At 70.2% G+C, this 16,003-nt stretch carries 13 protein-coding genes; 12 read left to right on the plus strand and 1 reads right to left on the minus strand.

Annotation, left to right across the window (positions count from 1 at the left end):
• Positions 1-91: 91 nt before the first annotated feature.
• From ACT3CF_RS08575 to ACT3CF_RS08630, 12 genes are all read left to right on the plus strand, one after another.
• Positions 92-433 carry a rhodanese-like domain-containing protein gene (locus ACT3CF_RS08575; RefSeq protein WP_478421842.1) on the plus strand — a complete coding sequence of 114 codons (342 nt, stop codon included), beginning with the start codon at positions 92-94 and terminating at the stop codon, positions 431-433.
• A 2-nt stretch (positions 434-435) separates the two neighbouring features.
• Entirely contained in the window at positions 436-1,458 is a 1,023-nt protein-coding gene (locus tag ACT3CF_RS08580; RefSeq protein WP_478421844.1) for an efflux RND transporter periplasmic adaptor subunit, read from the plus strand.
• Positions 1,455-4,685, plus strand: a complete 3,231-nt coding sequence (locus tag ACT3CF_RS08585) for an efflux RND transporter permease subunit (RefSeq protein ID WP_478421846.1) — start codon at positions 1,455-1,457, stop codon at positions 4,683-4,685. The genes ACT3CF_RS08580 and ACT3CF_RS08585 overlap by 4 nt, the downstream gene beginning before the upstream one ends.
• Before the next feature lie 51 nt (positions 4,686-4,736).
• Entirely contained in the window at positions 4,737-5,057 is a 321-nt protein-coding gene (locus ACT3CF_RS08590; RefSeq protein WP_478421939.1) for an ArsR/SmtB family transcription factor, read from the plus strand.
• On the plus strand, positions 5,054-5,674 hold the full coding sequence (locus tag ACT3CF_RS08595; RefSeq protein WP_478421848.1) for an SAM-dependent methyltransferase: 621 nt from the start codon (positions 5,054-5,056) through the stop codon (positions 5,672-5,674). The genes ACT3CF_RS08590 and ACT3CF_RS08595 overlap by 4 nt, the downstream gene beginning before the upstream one ends.
• 128 nt (positions 5,675-5,802) lie before the next feature.
• Positions 5,803-6,057 (plus strand): hypothetical protein, encoded by a 255-nt coding sequence (locus ACT3CF_RS08600; RefSeq protein ID WP_478421849.1) that lies wholly within the window; start codon positions 5,803-5,805, stop codon positions 6,055-6,057.
• A 148-nt stretch (positions 6,058-6,205) separates the two neighbouring features.
• Positions 6,206-6,295, plus strand: coding sequence for a K(+)-transporting ATPase subunit F (gene kdpF, locus ACT3CF_RS08605; protein WP_478421851.1), 90 nt, complete (start codon positions 6,206-6,208; stop codon positions 6,293-6,295).
• Between the two features lie 21 nt (positions 6,296-6,316).
• Positions 6,317-8,020: a potassium-transporting ATPase subunit KdpA gene (kdpA, locus tag ACT3CF_RS08610; RefSeq protein ID WP_478421853.1), complete on the plus strand. Its 1,704-nt coding sequence runs from the start codon at positions 6,317-6,319 to the stop codon at positions 8,018-8,020.
• Positions 8,021-8,030: 10 nt separating this feature from the next.
• The gene (gene kdpB / locus ACT3CF_RS08615; RefSeq protein ID WP_478421855.1) at positions 8,031-10,061 is read left to right on the plus strand and encodes a potassium-transporting ATPase subunit KdpB; all 2,031 of its coding nucleotides are present in this window, start codon (positions 8,031-8,033) and stop codon (positions 10,059-10,061) included.
• A gap of 10 nt (positions 10,062-10,071) precedes the next feature.
• On the plus strand, positions 10,072-10,686 hold the full coding sequence (gene kdpC, locus ACT3CF_RS08620; protein WP_478421858.1) for a potassium-transporting ATPase subunit KdpC: 615 nt from the start codon (positions 10,072-10,074) through the stop codon (positions 10,684-10,686).
• The gene (locus tag ACT3CF_RS08625) at positions 10,683-13,424 is read left to right on the plus strand and encodes a DUF4118 domain-containing protein (protein ID WP_478421860.1); all 2,742 of its coding nucleotides are present in this window, start codon (positions 10,683-10,685) and stop codon (positions 13,422-13,424) included. Before kdpC ends, ACT3CF_RS08625 begins: the two co-directional genes overlap by 4 nt.
• Positions 13,421-14,122 (plus strand): response regulator, encoded by a 702-nt coding sequence (locus tag ACT3CF_RS08630; RefSeq protein ID WP_478421862.1) that lies wholly within the window; start codon positions 13,421-13,423, stop codon positions 14,120-14,122. Before ACT3CF_RS08625 ends, ACT3CF_RS08630 begins: the two co-directional genes overlap by 4 nt.
• A gap of 5 nt (positions 14,123-14,127) precedes the next feature.
• On the opposite strand, the gene ACT3CF_RS08635 is transcribed toward ACT3CF_RS08630, so the two are convergent.
• Entirely contained in the window at positions 14,128-15,831 is a 1,704-nt protein-coding gene (locus ACT3CF_RS08635; protein WP_478421864.1) for an RICIN domain-containing protein, read from the minus strand.
• Positions 15,832-16,003 lie beyond the last annotated feature (172 nt).

The raw sequence follows: 16,003 nt of genomic DNA on the forward strand, positions 1-16,003 counted from the left end.
AAAACACGGCGCGTCGGCCATGCCGATATAAATCAGCATTGACGAATATAAGTCAAGACGTATATTAGCGTTATGCCATAGGAGGAATGCGATGTTTGGTTTCGGTAAGAGGCGGGTGGTGCGCACGGTCGATGCCGCGACGCTGAAGACGATGCTCGATCAGGATGCGGCGCTTGTCGTCGACGTGCGCGAGCCGGGCGAATTCGCCGACGGGCATATTGCCGGGGCGATCAACCTCCCCTTGTCGTCGTTCGATCCGGCGGCGCTTCCGGATGCCGGGGACAAGACGCTGGTGCTCAACTGTGCCGGCGGCAAGCGGTCTGCCATGGCGCTCGAACGGTGCGCGGTCGCGCAAGCCGCGGTGGACACGCATCTGGCAGGCGGCATCGGCGCATGGAAGGCCGCCGGCCTGCCGGTCGTGCGGGGGGCCTGACGATGCGAGGGGGCGTGCTGCTGGTCGCGATGGTCGCTGCGACGCCGCTGGCGGGTTGTGGCGGCGAAACCAAGGCACCGGCCGGTGCGTCCGCGCGCTATGCGGGGCCGACGATCACCGTCGCCCCGGTGCCGGCGCCCGACTGGCGTGCGGTGAGCGCGAGCGTCACCAGCGTGCAGCAGGCGCAGGTGATGGCGCGGATCCCCGGTGTCCTCGTCTCCATCTCGGTCAAGGAGGGGGATCGCGTCGCCAAGGGACAGGTGATCGGCCGCATCGTCGACAGTCAGCTCGGCCCCCAGAGCGGTGCCTATGCCGCCCAGGCCGCCGCCGCAGAAGCGCAAGCCGCCAATGCGCAAGCCGAATTGTCGCGCACCCGCTTCCTGTATGAAAACGGTGTCTATGCCCGCGCCAGGCTCGACCAGGCGCAGGCCGGCGCCCGCGCGGCCGAGGCCCAGATCCGCGCCGCACGCGCGCAACAGGCGGCCGTCAATGCCGTTGCCGGCCAGGGCGCCGTCGTCGCGCCTTCGAGCGGGCGTGTCCTGCTTGCACCCATCCCGGCCGGATCGGCGGTTGCGCCCGGCATGGCGATTGCGACGATCACCGCCGGAGCGGTGGTGCTTCGGCTCGAACTGCCCGAAAGCCTGGCGGCGACGGTCCAGCCGGGCGCGGGGGTGCTTGCCCGGATCGATGAAAAGGCGGCTCCGGTCCGCGGGACCGTCACCAAGGTCTACCCGGCCGTCAATGGCGGGCAGGTCGCTGCCGACGTCACGGTCGCGGGGATCGACGATCGGCTGATCGGCCGCCGGATCGCTGCGCAGGTTGAGGCCGGGCGCCGCATGGCGCTGATCGTTCCACGCCGCGCGGTGACGACGCGGTTCGGCGTGGACAGCGTAACGCTGGTCAACAAGGACGGTTCGACCGCGACGGTGCCCGTCCAGACGGCGCCCGTCGCTGACGCCGCGCAGGTCGAGATCCTGTCGGGTGTCGCGGCCGGCGACCGGCTGGCGATCGGGGGCAGCCGATGACGCTGGGCATTTCGGGTCGGCTGGCGCGCGGGTTCATCGCCTCGCCGCTCACCCCGCTGGCACTGCTCGCCGCAATCCTCGTCGGGCTGATCGCGACGATGACGATCGCGCGCGAGGAGGAGCCGCAGATCAGCGTTCCGATGGTCGACATCCGCGTCGCCGCGCCGGGCCTGACGGCCTCCGATGCCGTGGAACTGGTCGGCAAGCCGCTGGAAACGATCGTCAAGTCGGTCGACGGCGTCGAGCATGTCTATACGCAGGCCGAGGCCAACGGCGTGATGGTGACGGCGCGCTTCCTGGTCGGATCGCGGCCCGAGGACGCGGCCACGCGGATCGACGAGAAGATCAAGGCCAATATCGATCGCATCCCGGTCGGCATCCCGGCGCCGCAGGTGACGGTGCGCGGCATCAACGACGTGCCCGTCGTGGTGCTGACGCTGACCCCCAGGCCGGGAGCGCCGGGGCAGTGGAACGACCAGGCGCTCTATCAGCTTGCCGGCCGGTTGCGTTCGGAGATCGCCAAGGTCGACAATGTCGGCCTGACCTTTCTGGTCGGCGGGCAGCGCGAGGCGATCCGCATCGCGCCCGACCCGGCGCGTCTCGCAGCGATGCAGGTGCCGCTGCAAAGCGTGGTCGAGGCGGCTTCTCAGGCCAATCGCGCGTTTCCGACCGGGATGGTCCGCGAAAGCGGCCAGGCCGCGCAACTGGTCGCCGGGCGCACATTGGCGAGCGCGGATGAAGTCGGCGCGCTGGTGGTCCGGTCGGTCCGCGGCGCGCCGGTGTTGCTGCGCGACGTCGCCAAGGTCACGCAGGCCCCCACCGAGGATCAGGCCCGCGCCTGGCGATGGTCGCGCGAGGCATCGGGTTGGGCGAGCACACCTGCGGTGAGCCTGGCGATCGCCAAGCGGGCGGGCGCCAACGCCGTCACCGTGTCGCAGTCGGTGGTCGACCGGGTCGCGGCGCTGCAAGGCACGCTGATCCCCGATACCGTCAGCGTTGCGGTGACGCGCAATTATGGCGAGACCGCGAACCACAAGGCGAACGAGCTGCTGTTTCATCTTGCGCTCGCCACGGTTTCGATCGTGCTGTTGATCGGCCTTGCGATCGGCTGGCGCGAGGCAGGCGTGACGGCGATCGTGATCCCCACCACGATCCTGCTGACGATGTTCGCGTCGAAGCTGATGGGGTTCACGATCAACCGCGTCAGCCTGTTCGCGCTGATCTTTTCGATCGGTATCCTGGTCGACGACGCGATCGTGATGATCGAGAATATCGCGCGGCACTGGGCCATGGGCGACGGGCGCAGCCGCGTCGATGCCGCGGTGGATGCCGTGGCCGAAGTGGGCAACCCCACCATCGTCGCGACGCTGACCGTCGTCGCCGCGCTGTTGCCGATGCTGTTCGTGTCGGGGCTGATGGGGCCGTATATGGCGCCCATCCCGATCAACGCGTCCGCGGCGATGGTGTTTTCGTTCTTCGTCGCGGTGATCATCGCGCCGTGGCTGATGGTGCGCTTTGCGCGCCGGACGCTGGCGGCGGGCGCGCATCACGACGCGCATGGCGGCAAGCTGGGGGCGCTCTACGGACAGGTCGCGGCGCGCGTGATCCGCAGCCGGGCGAGCGCGCGCAATTTCCTGATCGCGGTCGGCGTCGCGACGCTGCTCGCCTGTTCGATGTTCTATTTCAAGGCGGTGACGGTGAAGCTGCTTCCCTTCGACAACAAGTCGGAGATCCAGCTTGTCGTCGATCTGCCCGAAGGCACCAGCCTGGAGACGACTTCGCGCACGCTCGAACAGGCGGCCGCCATCGCGCGCGGCGTGCCGGAGGTGGTGGCGATGGAGGCTTATGCCGGCACATCGGCGCCGTTCAACTTCAACGGCTTGGTCCGCCACTATTTTCTGCGCGCCAAGCCGTGGCAAGGCGATCTGATGCTGACCCTGGCGCCCAAGGAGGAGCGCGCGCGCGCCAGCCACGCGGTTGCCGTGGCGTTGCGTGATCGCCTGAAGGCGCTGCCGATGCCGGCGGGCGGTTCGATCAAGGTTGTCGAGACCCCGCCGGGGCCGCCGGTGCTCGCGACGCTGCTCGCCGAAATCTATGGCCCTGACGAGGCATCGCGACGCGCGACGGCGGCAGAAGTCGAGAAGCTGTTCAGGACGGTGCCGTTCATCGTCGACGTCGACAACAGCTTCGGCCAGCCGGCGCCCGAATTGCGGCTGGTGCCGCAGCGCGATCGGCTCGACCATTATGGCGTGTCGGAGCGACAGGTGTTCGATTCGGTCGCCGCGCTGATGGGCGACAATGTCGTGGGCTATGCGCCGCAAGGCGACGGGCGCGACCCCTTGCCGATCCAGATCGGGCTCGACCAGTCGCAGCGCAACTGGAGCCAGGCGCTCGCCGCGACCCCCGTCGCCGTCGCGCAGGCCCCGGGCGGGCCGCAGTTGCTGCCACTCGGCGAGCTCGTCGAGGCACGGATGGAAAAGGCCGAGCCGACCCTGTTCCGGCGCGACGGGCGCGGCGCCGCCATGGTGACGGCCGAGCTTGCCGGCCGCTACGAGGCGCCGATCTATGGGATGCTCGCGGTCAATGACGCGATCGCGCGGCATGACTGGGCGGCCAAGGGACTGCAAAAGCCCGAGATTCGCCTGAACGGCCAGCCCGAGGACGAACGCCACCCGTCGCTGTTGTGGGACGGCGAATGGGAAATCACCTGGGTGACGTTCCGCGACATGGGGGCCGCCTTTGGCGTCGCGCTGCTCGCGATCTATGTGCTGGTCGTTGCGCAGTTCGGCAACTTCAAGTTGCCGCTGGTGATCCTGACGCCCATCCCGCTGACGCTGGTGGGGATCGTCGCCGGACACATGCTGTTCGGTGCGCCGTTCACGGCGACATCGATGATCGGCTTTATCGCGCTGGCGGGGATCATCGTGCGCAATTCGATCCTGCTCGTCGATTTCATCCGACATGCCCGCAGCCCCGACAAGTCGTTGCGCGATACGCTGATCGAGGCCGGCATGATCCGCTTCAAACCGATCGTGCTGACCGCGGCGGCGGCGATGATCGGCGCGGCGGTGATCCTGACCGACCCGATCTTTCAGGGGCTTGCGATTTCGCTCCTGTTCGGCTTGGCCTCGTCGACGCTGCTGACCGTCCTCGTGATCCCCGCCATCTATGTGGTGCTTCGCGACGATGGCCGGCCGATGCGCGTTGGGGGGGATGTGGGGCAGTGACGATGGTGCGGACGGGGTGCGGGAACGAATGACGAGGGTGTCGCAGTGAAGATGGAGCTCGGCCTCGACCAGATGCGGGACCAGGCCGAAGGGCTGTCGCGCAACCTGCGTGCGATGGCCAATCCGGCGCGGTTGATGATGCTGTGCCGGCTTTCGGCGGGTGAGGCATCGGTCGGTGAATTGATCGAGGTGACCGGGCTGTCGCAATCGGCCGTGTCGCAGCATCTGGCGGTGCTGCGCGAGGCGGGGGCCGTGGCGGCGCGCGCCGAACAGCAGTCGCGCCTCTATTCGATCGCCGATCCCCAGGTGCAGCGCATCTTTGACGCCCTGTGCAGCGTGTGCCGGCCGGACGCCGAGGAGGCCGGGAAATGAACGATCCCCGCGCGCAATGGGAGGCGCGTTTCGGCGCGACGGCCGATTATGTGTTCGGCACCGCACCCAACCACTTCCTTGCCGAGCAGGCGTGGCGGCTGCCCCCCGGCGCGCGCGTGCTTGCGGTGGCCGATGGGGAGGGACGAAACGGGGTGTGGCTGGCCGAACAGGGGCACGCCGTAACGGCCGTCGATATCGCGCCAGCGGGGCTTGCCAAGGCGGCCCGGCTGGCGGCGGGGCGCGGCGTCTCGCTCGACCTGATCGAGGCCGATTTGGCCCGGTGGGAGTGGCCCGAGAGCGCCTATGACGCCGTGATCGGCATCTTCATCCAGTTCGCCGGCCCCGCGCTGCGCGACGGGATCTTCGCCGGAATGAAGCGCGCGACGCGTCCGGGGGGCCTGATCCTGATCCAGGGCTATCGGCCCGAACAGCTCGACTATGGCACCGGCGGCCCGCGGGCGGTCGAGAATCTCTATACCGAACCGATGCTCCGCGCGGCCTTTGCCGGCTGGACGATCGAACATTTCGCGTCGCATGACAGCGTGATTTCGGAGGGCGCCGGCCACCACGGCATGTCGGCGCTGATCGACCTGGTGGTTCGTCGGCCGCTCGGCTGAGCGGACGCAAGGCTGCGATCTTTATGCCTTCTTTACGCGGGGCGATACGCCTTCGCGTGGAAGCTTAACGCCCATCGCCGCCATATCCCCGGTACGGGCCTGGGCCCGGCCAAACGGGGATGATGCCCATGACTTCGGTTCCTGACGATCCGCCGTTCGGCGTCCGCGGCGCGATCGCGCTGCGAGCGCTCGGCGCGGTGCTGGTATCGGCGGCGCTTGCGCTGGGCGGCGTGCTTCACCGGCTTTCGGGGGGCGTGCCGACGCATTTCGCCGTCCGTTTCGCGCTGGCAGCGCTCATCTTCCTGGGCTGGGCCATCGGCAGTGCGCTGCTCCTCGAAGGGCGCGGGCTGTTCGTCCGACTGGCGGTGCCCGGACGCTTCTGAACCCTCGCCGCCGCCCCCTGCGTGGGTGCGAACCCGCGCCAACCCGGAAATCATCATGATACCACAAGATCTTGCCTGGCTGGGCGGGATGCTGGGGCTTTTCTGCCTCACGCTCGCGCTCGTCGTCCTTTGCCAACGGAGCTGAGCCATGTCGCCTGCACTGCTGCTGGCCGGCGCGACCGCGCTCGGCCTGCTCGTCTATCTGGTCGCGGCGTTGCTGCGGCCCGAACGATTCTGAACAAGAGAAAGGGAAGCGGCAATGACGCTTCAGGGATGGGCGCTGATCGCGCTCTTCGTCGCGCTGTGCGTCGCGATCGCGTGGCCGATGGGGCAATGGCTGTTCGCGCTGTATGAAGGGCGGCGGACGCCGCTTCATCGGCTTCTGGGGCCCGTCGAGCGCGGGATCTATCGGCTGGGCGGGATCGACCCCGCGGCAGAACAGGGGTGGCGGCGCTATGCGCTCCATCTGCTGCTGTTCAACGTCGCGCTGCTCGTCTTCACCTATGCCGTGCTGCGGCTCCAGCAATGGCTGCCGCTCAATCCGCGGCACCTGCCCGGCATGTCGCCCGATCTGGCGCTCAATACCGCGATCAGCTTTACCACGAACACCAACTGGCAAGCCTATGCGGGCGAGGCGACGCTGTCGAACCTCAGCCAGATGCTCGGCCTCGTCATCCACAACTTCCTGAGCGCGGCGACCGGCATCGCCATCGCCTTCGCGCTTTTCCGCGGCTTCGCGCGGCGGCAGGCGCAGGGCGTCGGCAATTTCTGGGCCGATGTGACGCGCGTGACGCTGTACCTGCTGCTGCCGCTCAGCCTCGTCTATGCGCTGTTCCTGGTCGCGAGCGGCGTGCCGCAGACCCTTGTCGCCAGCATCGATGCGACGACGATCGAGGGCGCGCGCCAGACGATCGCGCTGGGGCCGGTGGCCAGCCAGGAAGCGATCAAGATGCTCGGCACCAACGGCGGCGGGTTCTTCAACGCCAATTCGGCGCATCCGTTCGAAAATCCCAATGCAATCAGTAACCTGATCCAGATGCTGTCGATCTTTGCGATCGGCATCGGGCTGACCTGGTGCTTCGGCAGGGCGGTGGGCAACACCCGGCAGGGCTGGGCGATCCTGGCGGCGATGATGATCCTGTTCGTCGCGGGGGTGGGCGTCGTTTACTGGCAGGAGGCCAATGGCGTCCCCATGGCCCATGCGCTGGGCGTCGCCGGCGGCAATATGGAGGGCAAGGAGGTCCGTTTCGGGCTGGCCGCCTCCGCGCTGTTCTCGGTCGTCACCACGGCGGCATCGTGCGGCGCGGTCAACGCGATGCACGACAGCTTCACCGCGCTGGGCGGGCTGGTGCCGCTGTTCAACATGCAGCTGGGCGAGATCGTCGTCGGCGGCGTCGGGGCCGGAATCTACGGATTTCTGCTGTTTGCGCTGCTTGCGGTGTTCGTCGCCGGGCTGATGGTGGGGCGGACGCCCGAATATGTCGGCAAGAAGATCGAGGCGCGCGAGGTCAAGCTGGCGGTGCTCGCGATCGCGGTGCTGCCGCTGAGCATCCTGGGGCTGAGCGCGCTGGCGGCGGTGCTGCCGGCCGGGCTGGCAGGGCCGCTCAACAAGGGGCCGCACGGCTTTTCCGAGATCCTCTATGCGTTGAGTTCGGCGACCGGAAACAACGGTTCGGCCTTTGCCGGCATCAGCGCAAACACGCCGTTTTACAATGGTTTGCTGGGCCTCGCGATGTGGATCGGCCGCTTCTTCGTGATCGTCCCCGTGCTCGCCGTCGCGGGCAGCCTGGCCGCCAAGCGGCACACGCCGGAGACCGCGGGATCGTTCCCGACGACGGGTCCGCTGTGGGTGGGATTGCTGCTGGGGGTGATCCTGATCCTGGGCGGACTGACCTTTCTGCCTGCGCTCGCGCTGGGGCCGGTGGCGGACCATCTCGCCATGCTCCGCGGCCAGCTTTTCTGAGGATTTTGCCATGGCTGTTCCGACCAGCATCTTTACGGCCGAACTGATCGGCCCCGCGGCGCGCGACGCCGTAACCAAGCTCAATCCAACAAAAATCATCCGCAATCCGGTGCTTTTCACGACAGAAATCGTGGCGTTGCTGCTCACAATCCTGTTGTTCGTCGGCGAAAAGGGCCTGTTCGCGGGATTTCAAATCCAGCTCGTGATTTGGCTGTGGCTGACCGTCCTGTTCGGCACGTTCGCCGAGGCGCTGGCCGAGGGGCGCGGCCGCGCCCAGGCGGCATCGCTGCGCGCCGCCAAGTCCGAACTGACCGCGCGGCGCGTCACCGATCCCACCGGCGCATACGAGCAGGTGCCCGCCGCCGCGCTGCGCCGCGACGATGTCGTGATCGTCGAGACGGGCGAGCTGATCCCGGCCGACGGCGAGGTGATCGAGGGCGTCGCGTCGGTCAACGAGGCCGCGATCACCGGCGAGAGCGCGCCGGTGATCCGCGAGGCGGGCGGCGACCGTTCGGCGGTCACCGCGGGCACGCGCGTCATCTCCGACTGGATCCGCGTGCGTGTGACGCAGGAGCCGGGGCAGGGATTCCTCGACCGCATGATCGCGCTGGTCGAGGGCGCCGAGCGCCAGAAGACGCCGAACGAGATCGCGCTGACCATCCTGCTCGTCGGGCTGACGATCATCTTCCTGATCGCCGTGGCGACGATCCCCGGCTTTGCCCATTATGCGGGCGGCAGCATTCCGGCGACGGTGCTCGCCGCGCTGCTCATCACGCTGATCCCGACGACGATCGCCGCGCTGCTTTCGGCGATCGGCATCGCGGGAATGGACCGTCTGGTGCGGTTCAACGTGCTCGCCAAGTCGGGGCGCGCGGTCGAGGCGGCGGGCGATGTCGACGTGCTGCTGCTCGACAAGACCGGCACGATCACCATCGGCGACCGCCAGGCGAGCGCGTTCCGCCCGCTGACCGGCGTGCGGATCGACGAACTCGCCGCGGCGGCGAGCCTGGCGAGCCTGGCCGACGAGACGCCCGAGGGGCGGTCGATCGTCGTGCTGGCGCGCGAGGCGTTCAACGTCACGCGCCGCGAGCTGCCCGACGATGCCGAGGTGATCGCGTTCACCGCGCAGACGCGGCTTTCGGGCATACGCACCGGCGGCGCGCTGATCCAGAAGGGCGCGGTCGACGCGGTGCTGCGCGCCAATCCGCACGCCGCGGACACCCCCGCCGCGCGCGAGCTGCGCACGCTGACCGAAGCGATCGCCCGCGCCGGCCAGACGCCGCTCGCGGTCGCGCAGGACGGCCGGCTGCTGGGGCTGATCGCGCTCAAGGACGTCATCAAGGCCGGGGTGCGCGAACGGTTCGCCGAGCTGCGCCGCATGGGCATCCGCACCGTGATGATTACCGGCGACAACCCGCTGACCGCCGCGGCGATCGCCGCCGAGGCCGGGGTCGACGATTTCCTGGCCGAGGCGACGCCCGAGGACAAGCTGGCGCTGATCCGGCGCGAACAGGCGGGCGGACGGCTGGTCGCGATGTGCGGCGACGGCACCAACGACGCCCCCGCGCTCGCCCAGGCCGATGTCGGCGTCGCGATGAACACGGGCACCCAGGCGGCGCGCGAGGCGGGCAACATGGTCGACCTCGACAGCGATCCGACCAAGCTGATCGAGATCGTCGGGCTGGGCAAGCAGTTGCTGATGACGCGCGGCGCGCTGACCACCTTTTCGGTCGCCAACGACGTCGCCAAATATTTCGCGATCATCCCGGCGATGTTCGTCGCGCTCTATCCCGATCTGGGCGTGCTCAACGTCATGGGGCTGGCGAGCCCGCAATCGGCGATCCTGTCGGCGATCATCTTCAACGCGCTCATCATCCCGTGCCTGGTGCCGCTCGCGCTGCGCGGCGTGCGCTATCGCCCGATGGCGGCCGGGCCGCTGCTGGCGCGCAACCTCGCGATCTATGGCCTGGGCGGCCTGATCGCGCCCTTTATCGGCATCAAGGCGATCGACGTCGCCCTGACCGCGCTTCACCTCGCCTGAGGAGCCAGACATGTTCAAGGAACTCGCCGCCGGCGTGCGCCCCGCGCTCGTCCTCACGCTCGTCTTCGCCGCGCTGCTGGGGCTCGGCTATCCCGCGCTCGTCACCGCCGTCGCGCAGGCAGCCTTCCCCGCAGCCGCCAACGGCAGCCTGATCCGCGACGCCGACGGGCGCGTGATCGGATCGGCGCGGATCGGCCAGAACTTCACCGGCGCCGGCTATTTCCACCCGCGCCCGTCGGCGGCGGGCAGCGGATACGACCCGATGGCGTCGGGCGGCAGCAACCTGGGCCCCACCAGCCGCGCGCTGGCCGAGCGGATGCGCGCCGACCTGGCCCGGCTTCGCGCCGAAAATCCTGCGGTTTCACCAGCCGATCGGGTTCCAGCCGATCTGGTGACGGCCTCCGCCTCGGGACTCGATCCCGATCTGAGCCCCGAGGCGGCCTTTTATCAGGTGCCGCGCGTCGCGGCGGCGCGGCGGATCGACCCGGCGGCGCTGCGCGCGCTGGTCGACCGGTCGATCACGCCGCCGTTCGCCGGGGTGATCGGCGAGCCGCACGTCAACGTGCTGGCGCTCAACCGCGCTCTCGACAGGCTGGCCCCGGCGAGCGCAAGTAAGGTGCGGTGAGCCCCGACCACGACCCGCGTCCCGACCCCGAGGCCCTGCTGCGCGAAGCCGCGCAGGAGGGCCGCGGCCGTTTGAAGGTGTTCCTGGGCGCCGCCCCGGGCGTCGGCAAGACCTATGCCATGCTGGGCGCCGCCGCGGCCGCGCGCGCGGCGGGCACCGACGTCGTGATCGGCGTGGTCGAGACGCACGGCCGCGCCGACACCGCCGCGCGCGTCGCCGGGTTCGAGACGGTCGCGCGCCGCCGCCTGACGCATCAGGGGCGCACGATCGAGGAAATGGACCTCGACGCGCTGCTCGCGCGGCGGCCGCAACTGGCGCTGGTCGACGAGCTGGCGCACAGCAACGCCCCCGGCAGCCGCCACGAGAAACGCTATCAGGACGTCGAGGAGCTGCTGGCGGCGGGAATCGACGTGTGGTCGACCGTCAACGTCCAGCATCTCGAAAGCCTGAACGACGTGGTCGCGTCGTTCACGCAGGTCCGCGTGCGCGAGACGTTGCCCGACCGGGTGATCGAGAATGCCGAGATCCAGGTCGTCGACCTGCCCCCCGATGCGCTGATCGAGCGGCTGCGCGCGGGCAAGGTCTATGTTCCCGCCGAGGCGTCGCGCGCGCTCGACAATTTCTTTTCGCGCACCAACCTGACGGCGCTGCGCGAGCTGGCGCTGCGGCGCGCGGCGCAGGCGATCGACGCGCAATTGCTCGACGACCTGCGCGCGCGCGCCGCGGCGGGCACCTGGGCCGCGGGCGAGCGGATCGTCGTCGCGGTGGGCGCGCAGCCGTGCACCGGCGCGCTGGTGCGCGCGGGCAAGCGGCTGGCCGACGCGCTGCGCGGGCCGTGGACGGTGGTGCATGTCGAGACGCCGCACGCGCCGCGTCCGGGCAGCCCGGCGGCCGCAAGACTGGCGGCGACGATGCAGCTCGCCAGCCAGCTCGGCGCCCAGCTCGCGACGATCCCGGCGGACAGCGAGGTGGCGGGGCTGGCCCGGTTTGCGGGCGAGGCGCGCGCGACGCAGCTCGTCATCGGCACCGCGGCGCGACGGCGATGGTGGCGCGTCGGCGCGTCGCGCACGACCGCCGACCGGCTGATGCGCGCGCTGCCCGGCGTCGGGCTGCACCTGTTGCCGCTGGGCGGGACCGGCGGCGAGCCGGCGGCGACGGCCGCGACCGATGCCGGGGCGGGGGCTGCGCCGGCACCGCCGCGCGGCCGGGGCTGGGGGAGCGCGCCGGGCTATGGCGTCGCCGCGCTGCTGATCGCGCTCGTCACGCTGCTGGGCGTGTCGCTGCTCTCGACCGGCGGCGTCGCCGATGTCGGGCTGCTCTACCTGATCCCCGTGCTCGTCGCGGCGACGCGCTATGGCCTGCGCACGGGGCTTGCGGCGGGGATCGCCTCGTCGCTGGCCTATAACTTCTTTTTCCTGCCGCCGCTTTATACCTTCACGATCCGCGATCCGGCCAATCTGGTGACGCTGTGCGTGCTGCTGGGCGTGGCGCTGGTGGGCAGCCAGCTCGCCGCGCGCGTGCGCGACCAGGCGCTGCTCGCCCAGGCGAGCGCGGCGCAGAGCCGGGCGCTGGCGGGCTTTGCCCGGCTGCTGACGCGCGCGAGCGAGGCCGAGGAGATCGCCGCGCTGCTGTGCAGCGAGGTCGCGCGGCTGTTCGGCGTGCAGACGGTGGTGCTGTTACCCGAAGGCGCGCGGCTGGCGGTGGCCGCCGCGCTGCCCGCCGCGCCCGAGCTGGGCGCGATCGAACAGGCCGCGGCGCGATGGGCGATCGACCATCACCGCCCCGCCGGGCGCGGATCGGACACGCTGACCGCGGCCGAATGGCGGTTCGAACCGCTGGGCGCGGGCGCGCGCACGGCGGGCGTGTTCGGGCTGGCGCGCGCCGATGCGGGCGAGCCGGTGCGTTCGGACCAGCTCCCGCTGTTGCTGAGCCTGATCGACCAGGCCGCGCTGGCGCTCGAACGGGTGGGCGTCGAGGCCGAACGCGCGACGGTGCGCAGCCTGCGCGAGCGCGACCGGCTGCGCTCGACGCTGCTTTCGTCGGTGAGCCACGACCTGCGCACGCCGTTGACGACGATCATCGGCACGCTGGCCGAGATCACGCCTGCCGATGCGGCGCAGGCGACACAGCTTGCCACCGCGCGCGGCGAGGCCGAACGGCTGCGCCGGTTCGTCGCCAACCTGCTCGACATGGCGCGGATCGAGGCGGGCGGACTGCGGCTGCGGATCGAGCCGGTCGACCTGGCCGAAGCCGTTGCGGCGGCGGTGGCGGCGCTTGCCCGGCCGCTGGCGCCGCACCGCGTCGAGATCGCGGTGGCGCCCGACCTGCCGCTCGCCGCGGTCGACCCGCAGCTTTTCCACCAGTGCCTCATCAACCTGCTGGACAATGCCGCCAAGTTCGCCGACCCGGGCGGCGTGATCCGCATCGCCGCGCGCGGCGAGGGCAGCGGGCTGGCGATCGACGTGATCGACACGGGGCCGGGGCTGCCCGACGGCGCGGCGGGATTGTTCGAGAGGTTTGCGCGGGTGGAAGGATCGGATCGCAAGGGCGGCACCGGGCTGGGGCTGGCGATCGTGCGCGGCTTTGCCGAGGCGATGGGGCTGGGCGTTTCGGCCGCCAATCGCGGCGATGCGCGCGGCGCGTGCTTCACGATCCACCTTCCCGCCGAGCGGCTGCGGGCGGCGGACGCGGTGGAGGACGGGGCGGGCGACGGGGCGCGCGACGGGGCGGGGGCATGAGCGGCGGCGCGCGCATCCTGATCGTCGACGACGAGCCCGCGATCCGGCGGCTGCTTGCGGCCGCGCTGGGGCGCAGCGGCTATCGCGTGACCGAGGCGGCGGATGCGCGGCAGGCGCTGGCCGCGCTGGCGATCGACCGGCCCGAGCTGGTGCTGCTCGACCTGGGGCTGCCCGACCGCGACGGGATCGAGCTGGTGCCGCTGCTGGGCGCGGGCGGCGCGGTGGTGCTCGTCGTCTCGGCGCGCGACGCGACCGAGGAGAAGGTGGCGGCGCTCGACCTGGGGGCCGACGATTTCGTCACCAAGCCGTTCGATACCGAAGAGGTGCTGGCGCGCATCCGCACCGCGCTGCGCCGCCGCCGCGCCGCCGACACGGGCGCCACGGTGGTGACCGCGGGCGAGGTGACGATCGACCTCGCCGCGCGCGCGGTGCGCCGCGACGGCGTGGCGGTGCACCTGACGCCCAAGGAATATGACCTGCTCGCGACGCTGGCGCGCCATGCCGGGCGGGTGGTGACGCATGTGCAGCTGTTGCGCACGATCTGGGGACCGGCGCACGAGCGCGACGTCGAATATCTGCGCGTCGCGGCGCGCGGCGTGCGGCGCAAGCTGGGCGACGATGCCGCGCGGCTGATCCGCAACGAGCCGGGGGTCGGCTATCGGCTGGTGACCGACCCCGCGGCGCGCGGCGGCGCGTAACGCCGTCAGGCCGGCTCGAAGCGCCACCACTGGTGATCCGCCTGCGGGTCCGGATCGCGCTGTTCGACCCGGTCGCCCGCGGCGACGAGCGCGCGGCCCGATGCGGCGGACACGATGCGGAACCGCTCGCGGTCCTGTGGATGCGGGGTCAGCCGCCAGCGCTGATTGTCGCCGCCGTGGCGATCCCAGATCTGGAGCCCGGCCCGATCGTCGGCGAGGCCGCGATCGAGGTCGAGGACGCGGCCGCTGAACACCGCGATGAAGACATAGGCGCCGTCGCCGTCATAGGCGACCGACCAGCGCTGATTGTCGCCGCCATGGCCGGCATAGAGCACAGCCGCGGTGCCGTTCGCGTCGTGCCCGCCCGCGACGTCGAGCACGTTCGTCGTGCCGGCGGGAACGAGGCGGACGGGCTGGCGGAGCGCGCGGTGCGTCCATTCGAGCGCGAGCACGCGGACGCCGGTGGTGCCCGACGGCCCGCCGCCCTGGCGGTAGTGCGCGCCGGCGACGACATAGTCGCTGTTCGGCCCGAGCGTCGCCCGTGCCGCGCGCCAGTTGAGCCGGTTGCCGAAGCGCTGCGTCCGGCGGCCGTCGGAAAAGCCGAAGGCGATGTCGGTGAGCAGCCATTGCGCGAAGCCCATCGTGACTTCGACGATCGCGGCATCGTCGCCGAGCGTTTCGTGATGTTCGACACCGCCTTTGGGGTTGCCGACCGCGTGGCCGTCGCCGTGCCGGTAGCGAAACTGGAGCAGGTCGATGCTGTTATATTCGCGGATGCGGATCGACTTGATGCGGCCGAAGCTGTCGTGAAGGTCGGTCTCGACGATCTTCGCGCCGTCCGCCGCCGCGCCGCCGTCGCCCATCGTCGCGACCGAGAAGGGGCCGACGGTGAGCCGCACCAGCGCCGGGTCGATCGCCTCCGGATCGTCGCGATAGGCGGGCACATAGCGGTGGAGCAGGAAGGCGGGCAGGAACATCGCGGTCGCGCGCAGCACCGCGGCGGACCATAGCCGGTCGCGCGTCGCCTCGCACACGCGCTGCCGGTTGAGGCCCGGCTGGCCGAAGCTGATCGTCTCGCCGGTCACCCCGTCCTCGACCGACACCTTGTCGATGATCCGGATCCGGTCGTGGCGCCACGCGATCCAGTCGGGGATCCGGCGGCGGAAATGGTCGCGATAGAGGCGATATTGCGCGAGCAGCTCGGCGTTCCACGCGGCGTCGTTGTCCTCTTCGTAGAGTTCCTTGCCGTGCGCGACGCGTTCGAGGAGCAGGGTGAGATGCAGATGCGCCGCGATGGCGGCGAGCGGGAGAAGGTGGATCGCGTCGGTCGACTGGGTCAGCTTTTCGCCCAGCGTCTCGGCCTCGACCAGCAGCGCCGACAACAGGCCGCGCCGCTCGTGGTTTCGGGCGTCGCGATAGAGGCGAAGCCCGTCCTTGATGCCGTTGATGTCGCCCTGGCGTTCGGCGCGTTCCTTGTCGAGCAGGCGGGTGTCGACCATGTCGCTCACCTGCTGGCGCATCGACGACCACAGATCCTGCTTGGCGATCGGCCATAGGAGTTCGATCGCCGCGGTGATGAGCCCGCCGACATAGGGCACATTGCCCGATATCGCCTGGACCGCGCCCTTGATGCGCTGGCTCCATTCATCGGGTGCGGAATCGAGCAAGGCCAGATCCCGGGTGCGTTCCTGAAGGTCGCTGCTGTTCATGACGTGCCCCCTCTCCATGGCCGACATCGCGGCGCGGTAGCGGGGCGATCCTGCGCCGATTCGGGCGCGGACGCCCCGTCCATAGTTTGCATGATCGGCGGCGGCGGGGCGGCGGGCGGGCCGATGCGGATTTCGTTAACCTGCTGTCGATAGGGCAAAAATGCGTGTCCGG

This window comes from Sphingomonas chlorellae, from assembly GCF_056485145.1.